This is a genomic window from Blastococcus sp. SYSU DS0539 (assembly GCF_054050855.1).
In genome coordinates this window covers 115,437-137,514 of sequence record NZ_JBJHAF010000013.1, presented here as the reverse complement: position 1 = coordinate 137,514, position 22,078 = coordinate 115,437, and the positions used below count along the sequence as shown (strand labels likewise).

At 74.8% G+C, this 22,078-nt stretch carries 22 protein-coding genes and 1 riboswitch; of the genes, 14 read left to right on the top strand and 8 right to left on the bottom strand.

The annotated features are described in order from the left end of the window. The first annotated feature begins 37 nt into the window (after positions 1-37). The 4 genes from ACI790_RS16305 (at position 38) to ACI790_RS16290 (ending at position 3,997) form a co-directional block, all read left to right on the top strand. On the top strand, positions 38-1,231 hold the full coding sequence (locus tag ACI790_RS16305) for a thiolase family protein (protein ID WP_456570833.1): 1,194 nt from the start codon (positions 38-40) through the stop codon (positions 1,229-1,231). A gap of 67 nt (positions 1,232-1,298) precedes the next feature. Beyond that, on the top strand, positions 1,299-2,111 hold the full coding sequence (locus ACI790_RS16300; protein WP_456570832.1) for a crotonase/enoyl-CoA hydratase family protein: 813 nt from the start codon (positions 1,299-1,301) through the stop codon (positions 2,109-2,111). 61 nt (positions 2,112-2,172) lie between these two features. Next, positions 2,173-3,186 (top strand): phosphotransferase family protein, encoded by a 1,014-nt coding sequence (locus ACI790_RS16295; RefSeq protein WP_456570831.1) that lies wholly within the window; start codon positions 2,173-2,175, stop codon positions 3,184-3,186. Between the two features lie 121 nt (positions 3,187-3,307). Continuing rightward, positions 3,308-3,997, top strand: coding sequence for a TetR/AcrR family transcriptional regulator (locus ACI790_RS16290; RefSeq protein WP_456570830.1), 690 nt, complete (start codon positions 3,308-3,310; stop codon positions 3,995-3,997). Between the two features lie 101 nt (positions 3,998-4,098). Here the strand turns inward: ACI790_RS16290 and ACI790_RS16285 are convergent, their stop codons facing one another. Beyond that, positions 4,099-4,497, bottom strand: a complete 399-nt coding sequence (locus ACI790_RS16285; RefSeq protein WP_456570829.1) for a DUF5313 family protein — start codon at positions 4,495-4,497, stop codon at positions 4,099-4,101. Between the two features lie 74 nt (positions 4,498-4,571). Between ACI790_RS16285 and rarD the strand changes: the two genes are divergently transcribed. The 5 genes from rarD to ACI790_RS16260 all read left to right on the top strand — a co-directional run bounded on the left by rarD (position 4,572) and on the right by ACI790_RS16260 (position 11,281). Further along, entirely contained in the window at positions 4,572-5,489 is a 918-nt protein-coding gene (gene rarD / locus ACI790_RS16280) for an EamA family transporter RarD (protein ID WP_456570828.1), read from the top strand. A 116-nt stretch (positions 5,490-5,605) separates the two neighbouring features. Then, the gene (locus tag ACI790_RS16275) at positions 5,606-5,944 is read left to right on the top strand and encodes a DUF3263 domain-containing protein (protein ID WP_456570827.1); all 339 of its coding nucleotides are present in this window, start codon (positions 5,606-5,608) and stop codon (positions 5,942-5,944) included. Between the two features lie 308 nt (positions 5,945-6,252). Continuing rightward, positions 6,253-7,449, top strand: coding sequence for a LytR C-terminal domain-containing protein (locus ACI790_RS16270; RefSeq protein ID WP_456570826.1), 1,197 nt, complete (start codon positions 6,253-6,255; stop codon positions 7,447-7,449). Positions 7,450-7,526: 77 nt separating this feature from the next. Next, positions 7,527-10,406, top strand: coding sequence for an alpha/beta fold hydrolase (locus ACI790_RS16265; RefSeq protein WP_456570825.1), 2,880 nt, complete (start codon positions 7,527-7,529; stop codon positions 10,404-10,406). Continuing rightward, positions 10,406-11,281 (top strand): ABC transporter permease, encoded by an 876-nt coding sequence (locus tag ACI790_RS16260; RefSeq protein ID WP_456570824.1) that lies wholly within the window; start codon positions 10,406-10,408, stop codon positions 11,279-11,281. Before ACI790_RS16265 ends, ACI790_RS16260 begins: the two co-directional genes overlap by 1 nt. 68 nt (positions 11,282-11,349) lie before the next feature. Here the strand turns inward: ACI790_RS16260 and ACI790_RS16255 are convergent, their stop codons facing one another. Continuing rightward, positions 11,350-12,171 carry an HAD family hydrolase gene (locus ACI790_RS16255; protein WP_456570823.1) on the bottom strand — a complete coding sequence of 274 codons (822 nt, stop codon included), beginning with the start codon at positions 12,169-12,171 and terminating at the stop codon, positions 11,350-11,352. 58 nt (positions 12,172-12,229) lie between these two features. Further along, positions 12,230-12,359: riboswitch (SAM riboswitch) on the top strand. 12 nt (positions 12,360-12,371) lie between these two features. Between ACI790_RS16255 and thrC the strand changes: the two genes are divergently transcribed. The 3 genes from thrC (at position 12,372) to groL (ending at position 16,000) form a co-directional block, all read left to right on the top strand. Next, on the top strand, positions 12,372-13,673 hold the full coding sequence (gene thrC / locus ACI790_RS16250) for a threonine synthase (RefSeq protein WP_456570822.1): 1,302 nt from the start codon (positions 12,372-12,374) through the stop codon (positions 13,671-13,673). Positions 13,674-13,869: 196 nt separating this feature from the next. Next, positions 13,870-14,070 carry a cold-shock protein gene (locus ACI790_RS16245; protein WP_040337424.1) on the top strand — a complete coding sequence of 67 codons (201 nt, stop codon included), beginning with the start codon at positions 13,870-13,872 and terminating at the stop codon, positions 14,068-14,070. A gap of 304 nt (positions 14,071-14,374) precedes the next feature. After that, a complete protein-coding gene (groL, locus tag ACI790_RS16240) occupies positions 14,375-16,000 on the top strand; it encodes a chaperonin GroEL (RefSeq protein ID WP_456570821.1) in 1,626 nt (541 codons plus the stop codon). An 82-nt stretch (positions 16,001-16,082) separates the two neighbouring features. On the opposite strand, the gene ACI790_RS16235 is transcribed toward groL, so the two are convergent. Further along, positions 16,083-16,451: a VOC family protein gene (locus tag ACI790_RS16235; RefSeq protein WP_456570820.1), complete on the bottom strand. Its 369-nt coding sequence runs from the start codon at positions 16,449-16,451 to the stop codon at positions 16,083-16,085. 25 nt (positions 16,452-16,476) lie between these two features. On the opposite strand from ACI790_RS16235, the gene ACI790_RS16230 reads away from it, so the two are divergent. After that, complete coding sequence (locus ACI790_RS16230) at positions 16,477-17,274, top strand: DUF72 domain-containing protein (RefSeq protein WP_456570819.1); 798 nt, start codon at positions 16,477-16,479, stop codon at positions 17,272-17,274. A 9-nt stretch (positions 17,275-17,283) separates the two neighbouring features. On the opposite strand, the gene ACI790_RS16225 is transcribed toward ACI790_RS16230, so the two are convergent. The 3 genes from ACI790_RS16225 to ACI790_RS16215 form a co-directional block, all read right to left on the bottom strand. Beyond that, the gene (locus ACI790_RS16225) at positions 17,284-17,931 is read right to left on the bottom strand and encodes a hypothetical protein (RefSeq protein WP_456570818.1); all 648 of its coding nucleotides are present in this window, start codon (positions 17,929-17,931) and stop codon (positions 17,284-17,286) included. A 108-nt stretch (positions 17,932-18,039) separates the two neighbouring features. Further along, the gene (locus ACI790_RS16220) at positions 18,040-18,870 is read right to left on the bottom strand and encodes an SDR family oxidoreductase (protein ID WP_456570817.1); all 831 of its coding nucleotides are present in this window, start codon (positions 18,868-18,870) and stop codon (positions 18,040-18,042) included. Further along, a complete protein-coding gene (locus ACI790_RS16215) occupies positions 18,867-19,862 on the bottom strand; it encodes a Gfo/Idh/MocA family protein (protein ID WP_456570816.1) in 996 nt (331 codons plus the stop codon). Before ACI790_RS16215 ends, ACI790_RS16220 begins: the two co-directional genes overlap by 4 nt. A 38-nt stretch (positions 19,863-19,900) precedes the next feature. Here ACI790_RS16215 and ACI790_RS16210 point away from each other — a divergent pair, with 38 nt between their 5' ends. Then, positions 19,901-20,185, top strand: coding sequence for a DUF4031 domain-containing protein (locus tag ACI790_RS16210; RefSeq protein ID WP_456570815.1), 285 nt, complete (start codon positions 19,901-19,903; stop codon positions 20,183-20,185). On the opposite strand, the gene ACI790_RS16205 is transcribed toward ACI790_RS16210, so the two are convergent. Together ACI790_RS16205 and ACI790_RS16200 are read right to left on the bottom strand one after the other, a co-directional pair. After that, positions 20,142-20,783 (bottom strand): HD domain-containing protein, encoded by a 642-nt coding sequence (locus ACI790_RS16205; RefSeq protein ID WP_456570814.1) that lies wholly within the window; start codon positions 20,781-20,783, stop codon positions 20,142-20,144. The genes ACI790_RS16210 and ACI790_RS16205 overlap by 44 nt on opposite strands. Further along, on the bottom strand, positions 20,780-22,051 hold the full coding sequence (locus ACI790_RS16200; protein ID WP_456570813.1) for an ArgE/DapE family deacylase: 1,272 nt from the start codon (positions 22,049-22,051) through the stop codon (positions 20,780-20,782). The genes ACI790_RS16205 and ACI790_RS16200 overlap by 4 nt, the downstream gene beginning before the upstream one ends. Positions 22,052-22,078 lie beyond the last annotated feature (27 nt).

Genomic DNA, 22,078 nt, shown 5'->3' with positions numbered 1-22,078 from the left:
CGGCCGACCGCACCGCACCGAACCAGGGAGAAACGCCATGAGAAGCGCCGTCATCGTCGACATCGTCCGCACCGCCTCCGGCAAGGGGAAGCCCGGCGGAGCGCTGTCCGGCACGCACCCCGTCGAGCTGCTCGCGACCGTCCTGCGGGCGCTCACCGAGCGCTCCGGCCTCGACCCCGCCCGGATCGACGACGTGATCACCGGGTGCGTGAGCCAGGTCGGCCAGCAGTCGCTGAACATCGGCCGGCAGGGCGTGCTGGCCGCCGGCTGGCCGGAGAGCGTGCCGGCCACCACGGTGGACCGCCAGTGCGGCTCCAGCCAGCAGGCCGTGCACTTCGCCGCGCAGGGCGTCATGGCCGGGGCCTACGACATCGTCGTCGCCGGTGGCGTGGAGTCGATGAGCCGGGTCCGGATGGGTGCCGCCGGCCTGGGCGAGGACCCGCTCGGGCCGTCGATGCACGCCCGCTACCCCGACGGGCTGGTCAACCAGGGCGTCTCCGCCGAGCTCATCGCCGACCGGTGGGGCCTGACCCGCGAGGAGCTCGACGAGTTCTCCGCCCGCTCCCACCAGCGCGCCGCGGCCGCCGCCGCCGCCGGGCAGTTCGACGACCAGATCGTGCCGGTGACCATCACCGGCGAGGGTGGCGGCAGCGCCGTCCACGTGCAGGACGAGACCGTGCGGGCGTCGACCACCGTCGAGGGCCTCGCCGGGCTGAGGACGTCCTTCGACAGCCCGGCCATGCGCGAGCGCTTCCCGCACCTGGACTGGAAGATCACGCCGGGCAACTCCTCGCCGCTCACCGACGGCGCCTCGGCGGCGCTGATCATGGGCGAGGACACCGCCGCGCAGCTCGGGCTCACCCCGCGCGCCCGGTTCCACACCTTTGCGCTGGCCGGCGACGACCCGATGCTGATGCTCACCGCCCCCATCCCGGCCAGCCGCAAGGCGCTGGAGCGCTCCGGACTGTCCATCGACGACATCGACGTCTACGAGGTGAACGAGGCCTTCGCGCCGGTGCCGCTGGTCTGGCAGCGCGAGCTGAAGGCCGACCCGGAGCGGCTGAACCCCAACGGCGGCGCGATCGCCCTGGGTCACCCCCTCGGCGGGTCCGGCACCCGCCTGATGGCCACCATGCTGGCCCACCTCGAGGCGACGGGCGGGCGCTACGCGCTGCAGACCATGTGCGAGGGCGGCGGCCTGGCCAACGCCACCATCCTCGAGCGGCTCTGACGCTCCCCACCCACCGAAGGGACCATGACATGAAGGTCATCACCGCCTGCGACGTCCTGGACATCCGGTGACCGCCACCGCGGGTGAACCGGCCGCCCGCTACGAGGTCCGCGGGCACGTCGCGGTCATCACGCTGAACCGCCCCGAGGCGCTCAACGCGGTGAACGCGGCCCTCTCGACCGCCGTCGGCACCGCGCTGGAGACGGCCGCGGCCGACGACGCGGTGCGGGTCGTGGTGGTCACCGGAACCGGGCGCGCGTTCTGCGCCGGCGCCGACCTCAAGGAACTCGCCGCTCAGCGCTCGGTGGCCGCCGAGGGGCATCCGGAATGGGGCTTCGCCGGGCTGGTCCGGCACTGGATCGACAAGCCCGTGATCGCGGCCGTCAACGGCTTCGCCATGGGCGGCGGCACGGAGATCGCGCTCGCCTGCGACCTGGTGGTGGCCGCGGAGACGGCGGTGTTCGGCCTGCCGGAGGTCAAGCGCGGGCTGCTCGCCGCGGCCGGCGGCGTGGTCCGGCTGCAGCGGCAGCTGCCGCTCAAGCGGGCGCTGGAGCTCGCGCTGACCGGCGATCCGGTCGACGCCGCCACCGCTCTCGAGTGGGGGCTGGTGAACCGCGTCGTCGCGCCGGAGGAGGTGCTCGACGCGGCGCTCGCGCTGGCCGAGCGCATCGCGGCCAACGCGCCGCTGTCGGTGCGGCACACCAAGCGCACGGTGCACCGGACCACCGCCGGGGGGTCCGACTGGGACCCGGCCTGGGCCGGCACCGACCCGTGGCAGGCCAACGAGGAGGCGACTGCGCTGGTGTTCGCCAGCCGGGACGCGGTGGAGGGTCCGACGGCGTTCGCGGAGAAGCGGCCGCCGCGCTGGGAGGGGCGGTGACCGGAGCCGCCGTCGCCGGTCCCGAGCGGGCGGTAGGGGCCCGGTGGTCGCGGGTGCCGCGGTGACCGGGACCCCGGGGCTAGACCTCGACCGGCTGGCCGGCCACCTCGTCGCCTGCGGGGTCGAGCCGGCCGGTCCGCTGCAGGCGGAGCTCATCGCGGGCGGCCGCTCGAACCTCACGTTCGCGGTGACCGACGGGAGTTCCCGGTGGGTGGTGCGCCGGCCGCCGCTGGCCGGCCTGACCGCGTCGGCCCACGACATGGCGCGGGAGTGGCGGGTGACCAGCGCGCTGGCGGGGACCCCGGTGCCGGTCGCCCGCCCGATCAGCCTGTGCGAGGACGACGCGGTGCTCGGCGCCCCGTTCACCGTGGTCGAGTGGGTCGACGGCGTGGTCGTGCGGGGCAGCGAGGACCTCGCCGGCCTGTCGGACGACGCGATCGAGGCGACGACCACGGCGCTGGTCCGGGTGCTCGTGGCGCTGCACGAGGTCGACGTCCCCGGGGTCGGGCTGACCGGCTTCGGCCGGCCGGAGGGCTTCCTGACCCGCCAGGTCGCCCTGTGGCGGCGGCAGTGGGACCGGACGCGCGGCCGCGAGCTGCCCGACCTGGAGCGGCTGCACGCCCGGCTCGCCGAGCGCGTCCCGGACTCCGGTGCGTCCACGGTCGTGCACGGGGACTACCGCATCGACAACACGATCCTGGACCGCACCGATCCCGCCACGGTGCGTGCGGTGGTCGACTGGGAGCTGTCCACGCTGGGGGACCCCCTCACCGACGTCGCGCTCATGTGCGTCTACCGCCATCCGGCGCTCGACGTCGTGCTCGGGTTCCCCGCCGCCTGGACCAGCCCCCGGCTCCCGTCGACAGAGGCCCTGGCCGAGACCTACTCGCGGCTGTCCGGGCGCGACCTCGGGGAGTGGCCCTTCTACCTCGCGCTGGCCCACCTCAAGCTGGCGGTCATCGCGGAGGGCATCGCGCACCGGTCCCGCGCCGGGGGAGGCGGCGACGCGCTCGGGGCCGCCGAGGCCGTGCCGCAGCTCGTCGCCGCCGGGCTGGCGGCGCTGGGGCCGCCGTGAACGGCCGGCTCCCCGCCCGGAATGGTGAGGAGAATCGTCCGTGGTGGTATCGGTACTTAGCGGGCGATAAGCTCGGGGCAGGGACGGTTACCGCGTCCCCCGTGCGTGACGGAGGGGTTCGATGACCGCGGTCCGGGAGGACGACGACTCGCTGACCGGGGGGCGCTGGCGCACCGAGAACGTGCTCGAGGTCAGCCCCATCCTGTCCGCCGCGCTCGACGCCTTCAACGAGCACGGCTACCACGGCACCACGGTCCGCGACATCGCCGGCCGGGTCGGCGTCACCGTGCCGGCGCTGTACTACCACCACGAGAACAAGGAGGCGATCCTCTTCGCCCTCCTGGACGCCGGCATCCGCCGGCTGACCCGGATGTGCGAGGGGGCGCTCGCCGATGCGGGCGACAACCTCGGGGACCGCTTCGTCAACCTCGTCGAGGCGATCGTGCTCTACATGGCGCACAGCACCAAGGTGGCCGGCGTCGATGCGGAGATCCGCTCGCTGAGCCCGGAGAACCGCACCGCCTACAGCGAGCAGCGCAAGCGCATCGAGGACATGCTCGTCGACACCCTCGCCGAGGGCGAGCGCGCCGGGCTCTTCGACGTGACCTCGCCCAAGGCGACGGCGCGGGCTCTGCTGGGCATGTTCCAGGCCATCGCCACCTGGTACCGGCCGGGCGGCCCGCTCTCCGCGGAGGACCTGGCGCGGGAGTACGTCGACATCGCCGCGCACACCGTCGGAGCACCGGCGGCCCTCATCCGTCGCGTCCGCGAGGCGGCTCCCTCCCGGTCGCGGGGCAGGGCGCGGCGGTGAGCGCACCCACGGAGGTGCACGGTCCGGGGACCGGCCCGCTCGCCGGCCTGCGGGTGGTGGACGTGCTGCGCGGCCGGGCCTGAGCTAGGCCCGACTCGCCGTCAGTCGAAGCTGCCCGCGCCGTCGCGCCGGTAGCGCGCCAGCCGCTCGATCCGGGTGCGCTCGGCCCGCTCGGCGCGCACCCGGGCGGCGGTGCCCGGCTCGTACCCGGCCTTCGCCACCCGGTGCTCGATGGTCTCCACCATGTAGGCGAGCGAGAACAGCAGCCCCAGCAGCAGCCCGCCGCCGGCCGCGGACACCCGGTACGCCAGCGGGACGGGCACCAGCAGCAGGCAGGCGACGACGAGCGGCAGCAGCTGCACGACCGCCCGGGCCAGGTGCCGCCAGACCCAGGTGCTGCGGGTCGTGTCGTCCAGCACCCACGGCGCCAGCTCGCGGGGGAGGCCCCCGCCGAGGGCGTACCAGACCCATTGCAGAGGGGTGGGCCGCTGTCTGCGCACGCTCCGACGGTAGGCCGCCGCGGAGCCGGATGACGCCGCGAGGTGGTCGCTGGGCACGGGCGTACGGTGCGGCCGTGGACGAACGTCGCCTGGGGGTGGTCTCCGGGCTCGGCGCCTACGCGCTCTGGGGCGTGTTCCCGCTCTACTTCCCCCTGCTCGAGCCCGCCGGCGGGCTGGAGATCGTCGCGCACCGGGTGCTCTGGTCGCTGCTGTTCGTGGGCCTGCTGCTGACCGTCGTCCGCCGGTGGGGGCACGTGCGCGCGGCGGTGAGCAGCCCGCGCACGCTGCTGGTGCTGGCCGGTGCCGCGGTGCTCATCGCGATGAACTGGCTGATCTACGTCTACGGCGTCAACTCCGGCCAGGTCGTGGAGACCTCGCTCGGCTACTTCATCAACCCGCTGGTCAGCGTGCTGCTCGGGGTGGTGGTGTTCGCCGAGCGGCTGCGGCCGCTGCAGTGGGTGGCCGTCGGCATCGCCGCCGTCGCCGTCGTCGTGCTGACCGTGGACTACGGGCGCCCGCCGTGGATCGCGCTGGGCGTGGCGGTCAGCTTCGGGCTGTACGGCCTGATGAAGAAGGTCGTGCGGGTCGAGGCGGCGCCGGGGTTGTTCCTGGAGACCGCGCTGGTGGCCGTGCCGGCCGGCGTCGTCCTGGCGGTGCTGCACACCGGCGGCACCGGGACCTTCGCCAACGCCGGGACCGGGCACGCGTTCCTGCTGGCCAGCGCCGGGGTGGCGACGGCGGTGCCGCTGCTGCTGTTCGCGGCGGCCGCCCGGCGGATCCCGCTGTCGACGGTGGGGCTGCTGCAGTACCTGACGCCGCTGATGCAGCTGGCGATCGGCGTCTTCGTCTACGGCGAGCCGATGCCGCCGGCCCGGCTGGCCGGTTTCGTGATCGTCTGGGTCGCCCTCGCGGTCTTCACCGTCGACACGCTGCGACACGCCCGGGCCGGTTCCCGGAGGGCCGTCCGGGCCGCGGTGGTCCCCACTCCCTGAGGCCCCCCGCGGCCCGGCGCGGCGCTCGGCCGGAAACGTCGGTGGCCGGGGCTACGGTCGTCCCCGAGCCGCCCGGGGTCCCCGGGCGGCGGAGCGTGGCAGGAGATGGACGAACCATGAACAGCGACCCAGCCCCCGTGGTCTCCCCGCCCCGGGCCGACGGGTCAGGGGAGGCAACCGCGCAGGTCGGCGGCGCGGGGCTGTCGCGGCACGAGCACGACATGCTCGGCTTCGAGCGGCAGTGGTGGCGGCGGGCCGGTGCCAAGGAGACGGCGATCCGCGACCTGTTCGGCACGACGCCGACGCGGTACTACCAGGCGCTCAACGCCCTGGTTGACCGTCCCGAGGCGATGGCCGTGGACCCGCTGCTGGTCCGGCGTCTCCGCCGGCTACGGACGACGCGGCAGCGAAACCGTTCGTCCCAAGTCCTGGGCAAGGCGAATGACATGGATTAGATTCGGTCACTGTGGGCAGGCACGCCGCGTCAGGTAGTGACGGACTGAGTCAGGGGAACCCGTCTGCGACCGTCGGGCGGCGCAGGACCGATGCCGTCGACAGTTCGTGGCCCGGCGGTGACGCCCGCCTGAGCGACCACCCCACCGCGCCCGGCCGCGAGCGCTCCGAGCGCCGTCGCGACGTCCTGCTGAGCGCGCCCGCCGGTGACGGTGCCCGTCCGGTCTCCCGCTCCCGGCTGCCGTTGCCCCCCGTGCCGGTCGGCGGCCGGCCCGCGGGCGGCGCCGCCCCGGCCGCACCGCGCCCCCCGGTGGCCCCCGCCGTCGCCCCCGCGCCGCGCACCAGCGCCGCTCCGTTCCGCGCGGTGCCCACCCCGGAGCCGCGGGAGGAGATCCCGGCACCGGCCCGCGGCGCCGACGTCCTCGCCCCGGCCTCCGCCGGCGATGCGCTGTTCGGCGCGCCCGCCCCGGCCGCCGCCCGGCCCGCCTCGTCGCTCCTGGTCGACGACGAGCCCCTCGTCACCACCGGCCCGGGCCGCGGCCCCGGCGGCCACACCTCCGCACCGCGCGTGCCCCGCGTGCCGCGGGTCCCGCGCCAGACCACGCCCTCGGGCGCGCCGTCGTCGTCGTACGGGGACTGGACCAAGCCCTCCCGGTCCGAGGACACCGGCCGTTCGCGGCTCGGGCCGGACACCGCCGGGGAGGGGCTGTTCGCGCCGGTCGCCCCGGCCACCACCGCGATCCCCGAGCGGGGCGCGACCCGCCGCGACGCGGCCCCGGAGGTCGCGGACGAGCTCGACGCCGACCTCGACGCCGCGTACGCCGACCTCGACGTCGACGACCATGCGGCCGACGACGCCCTCCCCGGCACCGCGACCGGTCCGGTCAAGGGCGGCCGGGCCGCCTACCGGGCCGAGCGCCAGGCCGCGGACGCCGCCCGCCGCAAGGCCGCCAAGCGCAACGGCACGCCCGAGGTGATCTTCGACGACGAGCCCGAGCGCAAGCCGCGGCGCGTCCTCACCGGGCTGGTCGCCATGGTCGTCGTCGCCGGTGCCGTCCTCGGCGTCTACCAGGTCACCGCCCCCCAGCAGCAGGAGACCGCCGCCGTGGCCGAGGCTCCCGCCACCGCGCCGGCCGTCGCCCCGCCCAGCGCGGCCCTGCCGCCGCTGACCATCGAGCCGGCTCCCGTGGAGCCGCCGGTCACCACTCCGGTCCGGGTCCCGGTCACGGTGCTCAACGCGACCACGGTTACCGGGCTGGCGGGCAGGATCTCCGGGGTCGTCACCGCCGGCGGCTGGGAGTCGCCCGGCGTGGGCGCCTACCCGGGCACGGACGTCGCCACCACCACGGTCTTCTTCACCGAGGGCGACGAGCAGCAGCGCCAGGCCGCGCTGCAGCTGATCGACCAGTTCCCGGACCTCGCCGGCCCCGCGCCGCGCTTCTTCGAGGTCACCGACGTCCCGGCGCCCGGCCTGGTCGTCGTCGCCACCGGCAACTGGCAGCCCTGACCCGGGCCGCTCCAGCCGCCCGGAACACCCGCAGGTGCCCGGCCGTTGGGCGCTTCGTGCGCACCCTCCGCGGGCTCGTGCGTCCCCGCCCGCGCTCCGGTGCGCGTGCCGCGGCCGCCGCCCTGCTCGCCCTCGCCCTGCCCACCGGCCTGCTGGTGCTCGCGCCGCCGGTTGGTGCCGCCGAGGTCGGCACCGAGGAGGCCCGCGTGCCCTCGGGCTCCGGCGACGACGCCGTCGAGCTCGACACCACGCTGTACCTCCCCGGCACCGACGACCCCGCCCCCGCGGTCGTGCTGGCGCACGGCTTCGGCGGCAGCAAGCGGTCGGTCGCCGACGAGGCCACCGCCCTGGCCGAGCGCGGCTACGTCGTCCTCACGTACTCCGCCCGCGGGTTCGGGCAGAGCACCGGCCGGATCGGGCTCAACGACCCGCGCTACGAGGTGGACGACCTCTCCACGCTGCTCGACCTGCTCGCCGAGCGCGAGGAGGTCGAGCTCGACGCCGACGGCGACCCGCGGGTGGGCGTGGCCGGCGGGTCCTACGGCGGGGCGCTGGCGCTGCTGGGGGCCGCCTACGACGAGCGGGTCGACGCCATCGCACCGCAGATCACCTGGAACTCGCTGACCACCGCGTTCTTCCCGTCGCAGGCCGGCGAGCTGCAGGCCGGCACGGTGGCCGCGGTCCCGCAGTCCGAGGCGACCGGCGTCTACAAGCGGCTGTGGGCCGGGCTGTTCTTCGGCATCGGCTCCGCCTCGGGCGGGCTGCTGGACTCCCTCGGGGCGGACGGGGGCGCCCCCGGCGCGGCGTCCGGCGCCTCGCTCGGCACCCTTCCGCCCGCGCTCCTCGAGCAGGCCGCCGAGAACCCCGAGGCCGCCGAGCTGCTGCTCACCTGCGGCCGGTTCCGGATCGAGGTGTGCCAGGCGTACCAGACGGCCGCGGCCTCGGGCATGCTCACGCCCGAGGTGGCCGCGGTGCTCGACCGCAGCAGCCCGGCCGGCGTCCTGGACCGCATCGACGTGCCGACGCTGCTGCTCCAGGGCACCCGGGACTCGCTCTTCGGCCTGGGCCAGGCCGACGCGAACGCCCGCGGGATCGCCGCCGACGGGACGCCGGTCAAGGTCGTCTGGTTCGACGGCGGCCACGACGCCTCGTCGTCGGAGCGGCAGACGCAGGCCCTGCGCGAGGAGATCGCCGGCTGGTTCGACTGGCACCTGCGGGGGGAGGGCGAGGACCCGGGCACGGGCTTCGAGTTCCCGGCGCCCACCGGGCTCGGCGCCACCATCGGCCGGGTCCAGGGCGGCGACCAGACCGTCGCCGCGGACGACTACCCGGGCCTGGACGGCGCGGAGCCGGCATCCCGCCGGTCGGTGACCGTCGAGGGGCCCGTGCAGCCGGTGGTCACCCCGGCCGGCGGCACGCCCGCCGCGCTCACCACCGTGCCCGGCCTGGGTGCGCTGACCGCCGCGCTCGGCGGGTCGACCGCGGAGATCCCGGGGCAGTACGCAGCCTTCGACAGCGCTCCGCTCGACGCCGCGGTCGAGGTCGTCGGCGCCTCGACCGTCGACCTCGCGGTGGCCTCGCCCAGCGGCTCGGCGACGCTGTTCGCCAAGCTCTACGACGTCGGTCCCGACGGCGCGACCACGCTGCCCGGCGGACTCGTGGCGCCGCTCGCGCTCACCGGCCTCTCGACCGATCCCACCGCCCCGACCAGGGTCAGCGTCACCCTGCCGGGCATCGTGCACCGCTTCGAGGCCGGCCACATGATGCGCGTGCTGGTCTCCTCCACCGACCAGGCCTTCGCGCTCCCCGGCGAGGCGGCCGTGTACTCGATCGGCCCGGCCTCGGCCGGCGCCGCGAACGGCGTGGCCGCGGGGGAGACGCTGCTGGCGGTCCCCGAGGTGAGCGGGCGCAGCGAGTCCACCGGCGGCACCTCGCGCTGGTGGGTGCTGCTCGCCGTCGTCGCCGGACTGGTGCTGCTCGGCTGGCTGGCCGCCCGCTGGTGGGGGAGCCGCCGGCGCCGGCAGATCTCGCAGGTCGAGCCGGACGGCGAGGACGTGCCGCTGCGGTTCACCGGCGTCACCAAGGCCTACAAGGACGGCTTCGTCGCCGTCCGGGACCTCTCCTTCGAGGTGCGGCGCGGGCAGGTGCTCGGGTTGCTCGGGCCCAACGGCGCCGGGAAGACGACGTCGCTGCGGATGCTGATGGGGCTGATCCGGCCCACCGAGGGACGGATCAGCGTCTTCGGGCACGCCGCCGCCCCGGGCGCCCCGGTGCTGTCCCGGCTCGGGTCGTTCGTGGAGGGCACCGGCCTGCAGCCGCACCTCTCCGGCCGCGACAACCTGACCCTCTACTGGGCCGCCACCGGCCGCCCGGCCGAGGACGCGCACATGGAGGAGGCGATCGCGGTCGCCGGCCTCGGCGCGGCCCTCGACCGGCCGGTCCGGCGGTACAGCCAGGGCATGCGCCAGCGGGTCGCGATCGCGCAGGCCATGCTCGGGCTGCCCGACCTGCTGGTCCTCGACGAGCCGACCAACGGGCTGGACCCGCCGCAGATCCACGCCATGCGCGAGGTGCTGCGGTCCTACGCCGCCACCGGGCGCACCGTGATCATCTCCAGCCACCTGCTCAGCGAGATCGAGCAGACCTGCAGCCACGTGGTCGTCATGGCCAAGGGCCAGAAGATCGTGCAGGGCACGGTGGAGGAGATCGTCGGCACCGGTGGCTCCGTGCTCGTCGGCCTGGCCGACGACGCCGACACCGACCGGGCGATCGCCGTCCTCTCCGCGCTGCCCGGGGTCACGGCCGGCCGCACCGACGAGGGGCTGGTGGCCGAGCTCGACGGTGCCCGCCGGGCCGACGCGCTGCAGGCGCTCGTCGCCGCCGGGATCGCCGTCGACCAGTTCACGCCGCGCCGTCGTCTCGAGGACGCCTTCCTGGCGCTCGTGGGGGAGAACTGATGAGCAGCACCACCGAGCACGTCCAGCCCACCGGCGCCGTCGCCGGGTACCGGCCGGAGCGGACGCTGCGGCTGCCGGTGGAGCTGCGCCGGCAGTTCAAGCGCCGGCGCACCCTCGGCGTCTTCGCGCTGATGGTGGCGCTGCCGCTGGTGCTCATCGCCGCGCTGCAGCTCGGCGCCAGCGAGGAGGCGGCGGAGAACACCCGGATCAACCTGGTCGACGTCGCGACGGCGAGCGGGCTGAACTTCACCCTGTTCGTGCTGTTCGCGACCACCGGCTTCTTCCTGGTCGTGGTCTACGCGCTGTTCTTCGGCGACACCGTGGCCGTCGAGGCGCAGTGGGGGTCGCTCCGGTACGCGCTGGCCACCCCGGTGCCGCGGATGCGGCTGCTCCGGCAGAAGTGGCTGGCCGCGCTCGTGCAGTCGGTGGCCGCGCTGCTCACCCTGGCGGCGGTGGCGGTGGTCGCCGGTGGCATCGCGTTCGGCTTCGGGGACATCCAGACGCCGGTCGGGGTCTCGATCGACCAGGGCGAGGGGATGCTGCGGCTGGCCGGGATGCTCGGCTACCTCGCCGTGCACCTGCTGGTCGTCGGCGCGCTGGCGTTCTGGTTCTCCACGATCACCGACGCGCCGCTGGCGGCGGTCGGCGGCGCGGTGTTCACCATGTTCGTCTTCGCGATCCTCGACCAGGTCGAGCAGCTGGGCTCGATCCGCGACTGGTTCCCGACGGCGGAGGAGTTCGCCTGGACCGACCTGCTGCAGACGCCGATCGACTCCGGCGACATGTTCCGCGGCGTCGTCCAGTCGCTGGTCTACATCGCGGTCTTCACCGCGCTCGGCTTCCGCCACTTCGCCCGCCGCGACGTCACCAGCTAGCGAGCCGTTCGTGCACGAACGGTCGTCCCGGACTGCCTGAGACGACCGCTCGTGCACGAACGGCGGGGTCAGAGGCTGGCGCGCACCGCCTGGGCCCAGCCCTCGCCCATCGCGGCGCCGGTGACGGCGGCGTTGGGGACGGCGGCCAGCGCCGCGGCCATCCCGTCGACCGCCCCGCCGTTCGCGGTGATCCACAACCGGCTCACGGCGGGCGCCATGTCCAGGTCGCTGATGCTGTCGCCGATCGCCACGGCGTCGTCGGGGGAGAGGCGCCGCCGCTCCAGGTCCCAGGCGATCGCGGCGCCCTTGGAGATGCCGCGCGGCATCAGGTGGTAGACCCGCGGCGGAGCCGGATCGGCGTCCAGGCCCATCCACGACGCCGCCGGGATCGCCCCGTTGTCCTTGAGGGTGAGCCAGCCCAGCCCCCGCTCGGCCAGCCAGGCGTCGACGGCGAGCGGGTCCACCCGGCCGCGCAGCAGCGCGTCGGTGGTGTGGGTCGCGTGCCACGGGGCGTGCCACTCCAGCCGCCCCGGGTTCGCGGTGACCAGCTCCTCGACGACGCCGAGCTCGGCCATGACGTCCATGGCGGTCCGCTCGCCGTACCCGGCGGGCAGCTCGCCGCGCAGCCGGTGGGTGTTCCGCCCGGAACCCCAGCCGATGGTGGCGCCCAGCTCGGCGATGGCGCCGTCGGCGGCGAAGATGCGCGCGGCCTCCACCACCTGCTCGTAGGTCCGGCCGCTGACCAGCACCAACGCGACCCCGGCGCGGTGCAGGTCCAGCAGGGCGCCGGCCGGGCCGTCGGTGAGCTCCCGGCCGGCGGTGTGCCAGAAGGAGCCGCGCGGGCCGACCATCGTGCCGTCGAGATCGGTGTAGACGATGCGGGCTGCCACGCCCCCATCCTGTCCGCCGGGAGATCCGTCACCGCCCGCGGGTACGATCCATCCCGTTCACTCATCCAGAGGGGCAGAGGGACACGGCCCGATGAAGCCCCGGCAACCGCCGTCCGACGCGAGAGCGCGGCGGGAGGTGCCAATTCCGTCCCGCGCGGCTCGACGGCCCGCAGCGGGGAAGATGAGGAGGTAGTCGTCGCATGACTCTCACCGCTCCCGGTTCCGTACAGGCCGACTCGTCCGCCGGTGGTCCGACCCCGCCCTGTCCCGCCCGCGGGCTCGTCTGCCGCAACTGCGGCGCCACCTTCGGGCTGATCGCCGAGCACGCCTGCGCCGAGTGCTTCGGCCCGCTCGAGGTCGACTACGACCCGGAGCTCATGCGCGCGGTCACCCGCGAGCAGATCGAGGCCGGGCCGCAGAACATCTGGCGGTACGTGGGGCTGCTGCCGGTGGGCCAGGACCCCGCCGAGCGCGTCTCCCTCGACCCGGGCATGACCCCGCTGGTGCGCGCCGACCGGCTGGCCGCCGAGCTGGGCCTGACCGGCGGGCTCTGGGTGAAGGACGACTCGGCCAACCCCACCCACTCGTTCAAGGACCGGGTGGTCAGCCTCGCGGCCACGGCCGCCAAGGGCCTGGGCTACACGAAGATCGCCGCCGCCTCCACCGGCAACCTGGCCAACTCCGTCGCCGCGCACGCGGCCCGGGTCGGCCTGCCGTCGTTCGTCTTCATCCCGGCCGACCTCGAGCCGGGGAAGGTCGTGCAGTCGGCGGTCTACGGCCAGACGCTGGTCGCCGTCGACGGCAGCTACGACGACGTCAACCGGCTGACCAGCGAGCTCGCCGAGACCGACGAGTTCGAGGACACCGCGTTCGTCAACCAGAACGTCCGGCCCTACTACGCCGAGGGCTCGAAGACGATGGGCTACGAGATCGCCGAGCAGCTCGGCTGGCGGATCCCGGCCCAGGTGGTCATCCCCATGGCGTCGGGCTCGCTGCTCACCAAGGTGGACAAGGCGTTCCGCGAGCTCAGCGCCGCGGGCATCGTCGAGGCCACCGAGTGGACGATCTTCGGCGCCCAGTCCGCCGGCTGCGACCCGATCGCCACCGCCTTCGACAACGGCTGGGACGTCGTCAAGCCGGTGAAGCCGACCGGGATCGCCAAGTCGCTGAACATCGGGAACCCGGCCGACGGCCCGTACGCGCTGGACGCCATCCGGCGCACCGGCGGAGCCGTGGCGCGCGTGGGCGACGACGAGATCGTGCAGGGCATCCGCGACCTCGCCCGCACCACCGGCGTGTTCGCCGAGACCGCCGGCGGCGTCACCGTCGCGGTGCTCCGGAAGCTGGTGGCGGACGGGCGCCTGGACCCGGCCAAGGAGACCGTCGTCCTCAACACCGGGGAAGGGCTGAAGACCCTCGACCCGCTGGAGCCGGTCGTCGGCCCGACGCACCGCGTCGAGCCGTCGCTGAAGTCGCTCCGGGCCGCCGGCCTCATCGGCTGACGGCGGCCCGCCGACCGGGCGACCGGCACGTCGCCCGATCCGGGCAACGGCACGGCGTCGATGTACCGCCGCGCGGCAATTCCTGATGTACGTTCTCGCGCGGTTCCAGTTCCATGTTCGTTCCGCGGGCGGAAGAGGTGGACCCGGCCCCCCGATCCAGAGGGGCCGTCCGCACGCACGAAACGTGGGAGCACACGTGGCACAGGGCACCGTGAAGTGGTTCAACGCCGAGAAGGGCTTCGGCTTCATCGCCGTCGACGGCGGCCAGGACGTCTTCGTCCACTACTCGGCCATCCAGATGGACGGGTACAAGAGCCTCGACGAGGGCCAGCGCGTCGAGTTCGAGGTCGTCCAGGGCGCCAAGGGCCCGCAGGCCGACGCCGTCCGCAGCGCCTGAGGACCACCCAGCAGTTCACCGGAGGCCCGGTTCCCCCGCGCGGGGAGCCGGGCTCTTCCGTCCCCGCCCCCGCGATCGACCCACCCCGCAGGGTGCCGTCCACGCGCCGGAGCACCCCCCGTTCTTGCACTCGCCAGGGTCGAGTGCCAGACTCGTTTCTGGCACTCGGGGCTCCCGAGTGCCAATCAGGTCGGAACGGTGAGGCACCGGTCCGTGGGCCGACGGAGCGCCCACGTCGCTGGTGCCGTCCGTCGCGGGCACCAACCCGGCCGTGCAGCGATCAATGCATGGAGGACATCACCACATGGCCAAGATGATCGCCTTCGAGGAAGAGGCGCGCCGCGGCCTCGAGCGGGGCATGAACACCCTCGCCGACGCCGTCAAGGTGACCCTCGGTCCCAAGGGCCGGAACGTCGTGCTGGAGAAGAAGTGGGGCGCCCCCACGATCACCAACGACGGTGTGAGCATCGCCAAGGAGATCGAGCTCGAGGACCCGTGGGAGAAGATCGGGGCCGAGCTCGTCAAGGAGGTCGCGAAGAAGACCGACGACGTCGCGGGTGACGGCACCACCACCGCCACCGTGCTCGCCCAGGCGCTCGTGCGCGAGGGCCTGCGCAACGTCGCCGCCGGCGCCAACCCGATGGCCCTGAAGAAGGGCATCGAGAAGGCCGTCGCCTCGGTCACCGAGTACCTCCTCTCCACGGCCAAGGACGTCGAGACCAAGGAGCAGATCGCCGCCACCGCGTCGATCTCCGCCGCCGACCCCGCCATCGGTGAGCTCATCGCCGAGGCGATGGACAAGGTGGGCAAGGAAGGCGTCATCACCGTCGAGGAGAGCAACACCTTCGGGCTCGAGCTCGAGCTCACCGAGGGCATGCGCTTCGACAAGGGCTACATCTCGCCCTACTTCGTGACCGACACCGAGCGCATGGAGGCCGTCCTCGACGACCCGTACGTGCTCGTCGTCAACTCGAAGATCAGCTCGGTCAAGGACCTGCTCCCGCTGCTGGAGAAGGTCATGCAGTCGGGCAAGCCGCTGGCCATCATCGCCGAGGACGTCGAGGGCGAGGGCCTCGCGACCCTGGTCGTGAACAAGATCCGTGGCACCTTCAAGTCCGTCGCCGTCAAGGCCCCGGGCTTCGGTGACCGCCGCAAGGCCATGCTGGGCGACATCGCCATCCTCACCGGTGGCCAGGTCATCAGCGAGGAGGTCGGCCTCAAGCTCGACACCGCCGGCCTCGAGCTGCTCGGCCGCGCCCGCAAGGTCGTCGTCACCAAGGACGAGACGACGATCGTCGAGGGTGCCGGTGACACCGACCAGATCCAGGGCCGGGTCAACCAGATCCGCAGCGAGATCGACCGCTCGGACTCCGACTACGACCGCGAGAAGCTGCAGGAGCGCCTGGCCAAGCTGGCCGGTGGCGTCGCCGTCATCAAGGCCGGCGCCGCGACCGAGGTCGAGCTCAAGGAGCGCAAGCACCGCATCGAGGACGCGGTGCGCAACGCCAAGGCCGCCGTCGAGGAGGGCATCGTCGCCGGTGGTGGCGTCGCCCTGGCGCAGGCCACCACCGTCGCGTTCGACAAGCTCGAGCTCGAGGGTGACGAGGCCACCGGTGCCAACATCGTGCGCGTCGCGCTCGAGGCGCCGCTGAAGCAGATCGCGATCAACGCCGGCCTCGAGGGCGGCGTCGTCGCGGAGAAGGTCCGCAACTCGGAGACCGGCTGGGGCCTCAACGCCGCCACCGGCGAGTACGTGGACCTGGTCGCCAGCGGGATCATCGACCCCGCCAAGGTGACCCGCTCGGCGCTGCAGAACGCCGCCTCCATCGCGGCGCTCTTCCTCACCACCGAGGCCGTCATCGCCGACAAGCCGGAGAAGAACGCCCCGGCCATGCCGAACAGCGATGGCATGGGTGGCATGGACTTCTGAGTCCAGCTCCCTCGTAGCACCAGCACTGCCCGGCAGGGGCGGTCCGCTTCCCAGCGGGCCGCCCCTGTCGGCGTCCGCGGGATCAGTCCTCCGGCGGGAAGCAGCAGAACTCGTTGCCCTCGGGGTCGGCCAGCACGTCGCAGTCGATGTCGCCGCCCTGCGACCGCACGACCCGGGCGCCGGCCGCCACCAGCGCGTCCCGGTCGCCGACGACGTCGAGGTGCATGCGGTTCTTCACCCACTTGGACTCGATCACCGGGTTGAGCCAGATGTCCGGCCCCGCACCCGCGGGATCGATGATCAGCGCCGGCCAGTCGCGCTCCCGCTCGGTGCCGTCGTCGAGCACGTCCTTGCGGACGTAGCCCAGCGCCGCGGCCCACCAGTCGGCCATCGACTGGTGGTCGCGGGCGTCGAGGCAGAGGTCCTTGAACCGGGCGGGTGAGTCAGCCATGAACCGGGAGGGTAGGCGGCTGACCGTGACGGTGATCATCGGGACGTCGGGGTGGCAGTACCGCGACTGGCGCGGGGCCTTCTACCCGCAGAAGCTCGCCCAACGGCTGTGGCTGGAGCACTACGTCGAGCACTTCGCCACCGTCGAGAGCAACAACGCCTTCTACCGGCTGCCCGAGCACGAGACGTTCGTGAAGTGGCGCGAGCGCACCCCGGCGGACTTCCGGTGGGCGGTCAAGGCCAGCCGGTTCCTCACCCACATCAAGCGGCTGCGCGAGCCGGAGGAGCCGGTGGCCCGGCTGATGGGCCGGGCGGAGGGCCTCGCGGCGAAGCTGGACACGATCCTGCTGCAGCTGCCGCCCACGCTGAAGGCGGACCCGGAGCTGCTGCGCGCCTGCCTGGCCCAGTTCCCCAGCGGCACCCGCGTGGCCGTGGAGCCCCGGCACGAGTCGTGGTGGACCGACGAGATCCGGGCGCTCCTGGAGCGCTACGGAGCAGCGCTGTGCTGGGCCGACCGGATGGAGCAGCCGGTCGCCCCGCTGTGGCGCACCGCCGACTGGGGGTACCTGCGGTTCCACACCGGCCTGGAGAACTGGCGCTACCGGCCGGAGACCCTCCAGCTGTGGGCCGACCGGCTGGCCGCCACGTACGGGGACGACGACGTGCTCGTCTACTTCAACAACGACCCGGGGTGCGCCGCGGTGATCGACGCGTGCCTGTTCGCCGATGCCGTGCGCCGGGCCGGGGGGACGCCGACCCGCGTCCCCACGGCCGACCAGGCGACCGGCCTGGCCTGGGCGCCGGTGGAGGACACCCCGGTCTGACCGGGCAGGTCAGCGCTTGCCGCGCCCCGCGTCCTCGGCACCAGCCGGGGCCTCCTCGACGCTCTCCTCGACGGGTGCGGCGGCGTCCCGAGCGGCCTTCGCGGCCTCGCGGGCGGCCTTATCGGCGTCCTTGGCGGCGTCCCGGGCGGCCTTCTCGGCCTCGCGCGCGGCGTCGCGGGACGCCTTCTCCGTGTCGTGGGCCGCCTTGCGGGCCTGCGCTGCGGCCAGCGACTCCTGGGCGTGCTCGTCGGCGTGGGCGATGGCGTTGTCCAGCCCGCGGAGGCCGCTGTCCCCGGCGCCGTCCTCGGTGGCCTCGTCGGTGGGCTCGTCGGTGGATTCCTCGGGCGCCTCCTCGGTGGGCTCCTCGGTGGGCGCCTCGGGCGCCTCCTCCGTGGGCTCCACGGTCCCGGTGAGCTGGGGGGCGTCGCCGGTCGGCAGGCCCTCGTCCGCGGAGTCGGTGGACTCCGGCAGCTCGAACGGCGTCACGCTCTCCACGGCGGAGGCGACGGCGTCCTGCACCGGAGCCGGCAGCGCACCGGCGGCCCCCGCGCCGGTCACGCCGGCGGCCGCGATGCCCAGGCCGGTGGCCACCTGCGCCACGGTGCCCGCGCCGGCGAACTTGGCGACGACGACGGCGAATCCCTCGAGCAGTGCCATGGATGGAGCCCCTTCCGGACGACCGGCCGCGGATGCGGCGCTTCGATCGCTTATCGGCAGCCGCCGGGAGCGGCTGCAGCCGGCCGGGGCGGATTCACCCGGACGGGGTCATCCGGCCGGCAGGTCGGCCAGGTGCTCGGCGACCGTGCGCGGGGCGCGGCCCAGCAGGTCGGTGAGCACCCGCGGGCTGCCGGTGAACCCGTGCGCGCGGTACCAGTCGAACATCGTGGCGCGGCACCGGCCGGCGTACGTCCCGTCGTCGGTGGTGGTCACGTCCACGGCGGTGACCGGCCGTCCGGAGTGGTCGGACAGCAGTGCCGCGACGTCGGGCGCGGTGAGCTCCTGGGGGCCCACGGCCTCGAAGGTGCCGCTGTCCAGCCCGTCGGCGGTGAGCAGCACCGCTGCGGCCTCGGCGACGTCGCGCAGGTCGACGAAGGACTGCGCCCGATCCAGGCCCCAGGGGCTGCGGAGCTCGCCGCTGTCCACCGCGCCCGCCACCTGCCCGTCGAGGTTGTCGGCGTAGGCGCACGGCTGCAGCACCCGCCACCGCGCCGCCGTGCCCGCGACCGCGCCGTCGAGGGCCTCCTCGACCCGGTCCTTGGCCGCGTGGTGGGGCATCGCGCGGATCTGCGGGCGGAGCACCGAGTGGTAGACGAGCCGGCGCACCCGCGCCCCGGCGGCCTGCGTCAGGACGGCGGGCGCCCCGGTCGCCTCGTGCGGGTCGAAGTTCGGCCAGATCAGGTACAGGGCGTCGGCGCCGGCCAGGACGGGGGAGAGGTCTCCGGTCAGGTCGCCGACGACCACCTCGGCGCCGAGCGCGTCGAGCTCGGGGCGCGGCCGGCGCGACGGCACGACCGCGCGGACCTCCTCGCCCCGGGACAGCAGCGCGCGGACGACGGCGGTGCCGGTGCCCCCGCCGGCGGCGGTCACGACGATCACAGGACGTCGACCGCCTCGGCGTGCCGGACACCGAGCTGCTCGGCCGCCTGGCCGAGCACGTCCTGGACGACCAGCGTGTCGGCCAGCGGCATGACGGCGCTCTCGGTCCGGCCGGCCCGCAGGCACTCGGTGACCTCGACCAGTTCGTGCGCGTACCCGGCACCCGTCTGCGGCTTCGTGATCGTCTCCGGCTCCGCGCCGGCGCGGTGCAGCACGATGGTGTCCGGGTGGTGGAAGCGGGGGAGGACGTCGATCCAGCCGGTCGTCCCGAACACTCGCGCCTGCCCGGGGAGCGCGTTGCGCAGCGAGGTGGTGAGCGCGGCCGTGCGGCCGTCGCCGAAGTCGAGGAGCAGAGCGGCGTCGGCGTCGGCCCCCGAGGGGAACACCGAGCCGGCGGCGACGACGCGCTCCGGCGTCCCCAGCAGCATCTGGGCGAAGGAGACGACGTAGACGCCGAGGTCCAGCAGTGCGCCACCGCCGAGCTCCATGGCGAAGAGCCGGTCGAGCGGGTCGTATTCGCGGGCCACGCCGAGATCGGCCTGCACCGACCGCACCTCGCCGATCGCGCCGTCGGCGATCAGCTCGCGCACGGCGACGACGGCGGGCTGGAAGCGCGTCCACATGGCCTCCATGACGAAGACGCCGGTCTCCCGGGCCAGGTCGACCACCTCGTGCGCGCCGGCGGTGGTGGCGGTGAACGACTTCTCCACCAGCAGCGCCTTGCCCGCGCGGAGGGCGGCCAGCGCGAGCGCGTGGTGCTGCGGGTGCGGGGTGGCGAGGTACAGCACGTCGACGTCCGGATCGGCGATGATCGCGGCGTAGGAGCCGTGCGCCCGGTCCAGGCCGTGCCGGGAGGCGAAGGCGTCGGCCCGCTCCGGCGACCGCGAGGCGACCGCCACCGCCCGCGCGCCCGGCACGTGCGCGAAGTCGTGCATCACGTTCTCGGCGATGCGGCCCGGCCCGATGACTCCCCAGCGGATCTCTGCACTCACCCGGCAGACGCTAGTCGGGGCGCGGCAGACTGCCTCCCGTGGCCGTGCTGATCGACTCCCCGGTGTGGCCCTGGCGCGGCCGCCGCTGGTCGCACCTGGTGAGCGACGTCAGCTACGACGAGCTGCACGCGTTCGTCGCCGCCGAGCTGGGCATCCCGCGGCGGGCCTTCCAGGGCGACCACTACGACATCCCCGAGGACCTCTACGCCGTCGCGGTGGCGGCCGGCGCGGAGCCGGTCGAGTGCCGGGAGCTGCTGCAGCGCCTGCTCGCGGCCGGTCTCAGGCTCCGGAAGCCCCGCCGGCCCGCTGCCTCAGCAGGGTGAGCTCCGCGGTCAGGTTCGCGCGGGCCAGCGGCTCCCACGCCGCGGCGGCGGGCAGCCGGTAGAGCCGGGGGAGCGCCAGCAGCTGCTCCAGGACGGTGATCCGCCCGGCGGTGAACGTCTCGTCGTCCAGGTGCCCGTACTCGGCGCGGATCGCCGACGCGTAGCCCGCGTACGCCCCCGGCGGGCTGGCGAGCACCGCGAGGTCCGCGTCGCAGAGGGCTGCGCCGTCGGCGTCGCCGGGTGCCACGTCGTGCCCGTCGGTGAGCAGCACCAGCCGCACCACCTCCTCGACCCGCTCGTCCGGCACGAGCCCGAGCAGGCCGGCGCGGGCCCGGGCGGCGCTGAGCTGCTCGTTGTCCGTCCGCTGCGGGTCGTAGACGACGTCGTGGTACCAGGCGGCCAGCCGCACGGCGTCGGGGTCGGGGACGTCGGCGACCAGCCGGTCGAGCAGGCCGAGAACCGCCGCCAGGTGCGCCAGGTCGTGGTAGCGGCGGTGCGGCTCGCTCCACGCCGCGACGACGGCGGCCCACTCGGTGCGCGACGTCGGGGAGTCGCCGGCCAGCGCCGCCCAGGCCTCGAAGCCGACCGGGCCGCTCACCGGACCCCGCAGCTGCGCAGCGCGAGCAGGGCGAAGGTGCGGGCCGCGGTGACCAGCTCGGCCACCTGCACCGACTCCTGCGGCCCGTGCGCGAGGTGGAGGTCGCCCGGGCCGTAGTGCAGCGTCGGGATGCCGGCGGCGGCGTAGAGCCGCAGGTCGGTGCCGGCGGCGATCGCCCGCTCGGCCGGCTCGGCGCCGCCGCCGTCCACCACCGCGGCGCGGACGGCGGGGAGCAGCGGGTGCCCGGCCGGCAGCTCGCCGCTGGCGAAGGCGCCGCCGGTCCAGGTCAGCCGCACGGGGTGCGCGGCCAGCCAGGGGTGCGCCGCGCAGACCTCGGCCAGCCGGGCCTCCAGCGCCGCCCGCGCCGTCTCGACGGGCTCGCCGACGCGCACCCCGTAGCGGCCCTCGGCGACGAGCCGGTCGGGGACGGAGCTCGCCCAGTCGCCGGCCTGCACCCGCCCGATGGAGATGCCGTGCGGGAACGGCGCGTCGCCGAAGCGCGGGTCGGCGTCGCGCTGCCGCTCGGCCTCGAAGGCGAGCAGCTCCGCGTGCACGTGCGCGAAGAGCTCGACGGCGCTGACGCCGCGGTCGCGCATCGCGGCGTGCGCGGCGTGGCCGCTCACCTCCAGCCGGAAGGTGAGGGCTCCGCCCTGGGCGGTGACCACGGCCCGTGCGGTGGGCTCGGGGATCACGCACAGCTCGCCGGTGTGCCCGCGGCGCAGCGTCGCCCAGGCGCCGAGGCCGCCGTCCTCCTCGCCGACGACGCCGTGCAGCGCGAGCGGGCGGGCCAGGCGCACCCCCGCCGTCCGGAGGGCGTGCACCGCCGCGAGCGTGGCGACCACGCCGGCCTTCATGTCGCAGGCGCCGCGGCCGTGCACGGCGCCGTCGCCGGTCCGCGGGACGAACGGGTCGCCCGCCCACAGGTCGCGGTCACCGGGCGGGACGACGTCGGTGTGCCCGGCCAGCACCAGCGCCGGCGTGCCGCCCTCGGCGCCGTCGACCGTGCCGACGACGCCCCACGCCTCGGTGCGCACCACCTCCTGGCCCGGGGCGCCGGGGGCGCTCGCCGCCTCCACCAGGTCGATCGGCCACCGGTCGACGGCGCAGCCCAGCTCCTCGAGCCAGTCGCCGAGGAGGTGCTGCACCTCGCTCTCGGCGGCGCTCCCGCCGACCGACGGGACGGCGATCATCGCGCACAGCCGCTCCACGGCCCACTGCTCGTCGACGGCGGCGAGCACGCGGGCCTCGACGGCGGTGAGGTCGGGCATGCGCGGGAGTCTGGCACGCGTCGCCGA

Coding starts and splice junctions, on each gene's coding strand:
- ACI790_RS16305 (WP_456570833.1), top strand. CDS start 38: ATGAGAAGCGCCGTCATCGTCGACATCGTCCGCACCGCCTCCGGCAAG.
- ACI790_RS16290 (WP_456570830.1), top strand. CDS start 3,308: ATGACCGCGGTCCGGGAGGACGACGACTCGCTGACCGGGGGGCGCTGG.
- ACI790_RS16275 (WP_456570827.1), top strand. CDS start 5,606: ATGAACAGCGACCCAGCCCCCGTGGTCTCCCCGCCCCGGGCCGACGGG.
- ACI790_RS16260 (WP_456570824.1), top strand. CDS start 10,406: ATGAGCAGCACCACCGAGCACGTCCAGCCCACCGGCGCCGTCGCCGGG.
- thrC (WP_456570822.1), top strand. CDS start 12,372: ATGACTCTCACCGCTCCCGGTTCCGTACAGGCCGACTCGTCCGCCGGT.
- groL (WP_456570821.1), top strand. CDS start 14,375: ATGGCCAAGATGATCGCCTTCGAGGAAGAGGCGCGCCGCGGCCTCGAG.
- ACI790_RS16235 (WP_456570820.1), bottom strand. CDS start 16,451: ATGGCTGACTCACCCGCCCGGTTCAAGGACCTCTGCCTCGACGCCCGC.
- ACI790_RS16225 (WP_456570818.1), bottom strand. CDS start 17,931: ATGGCACTGCTCGAGGGATTCGCCGTCGTCGTCGCCAAGTTCGCCGGC.
- ACI790_RS16200 (WP_456570813.1), bottom strand. CDS start 22,051: ATGCCCGACCTCACCGCCGTCGAGGCCCGCGTGCTCGCCGCCGTCGAC.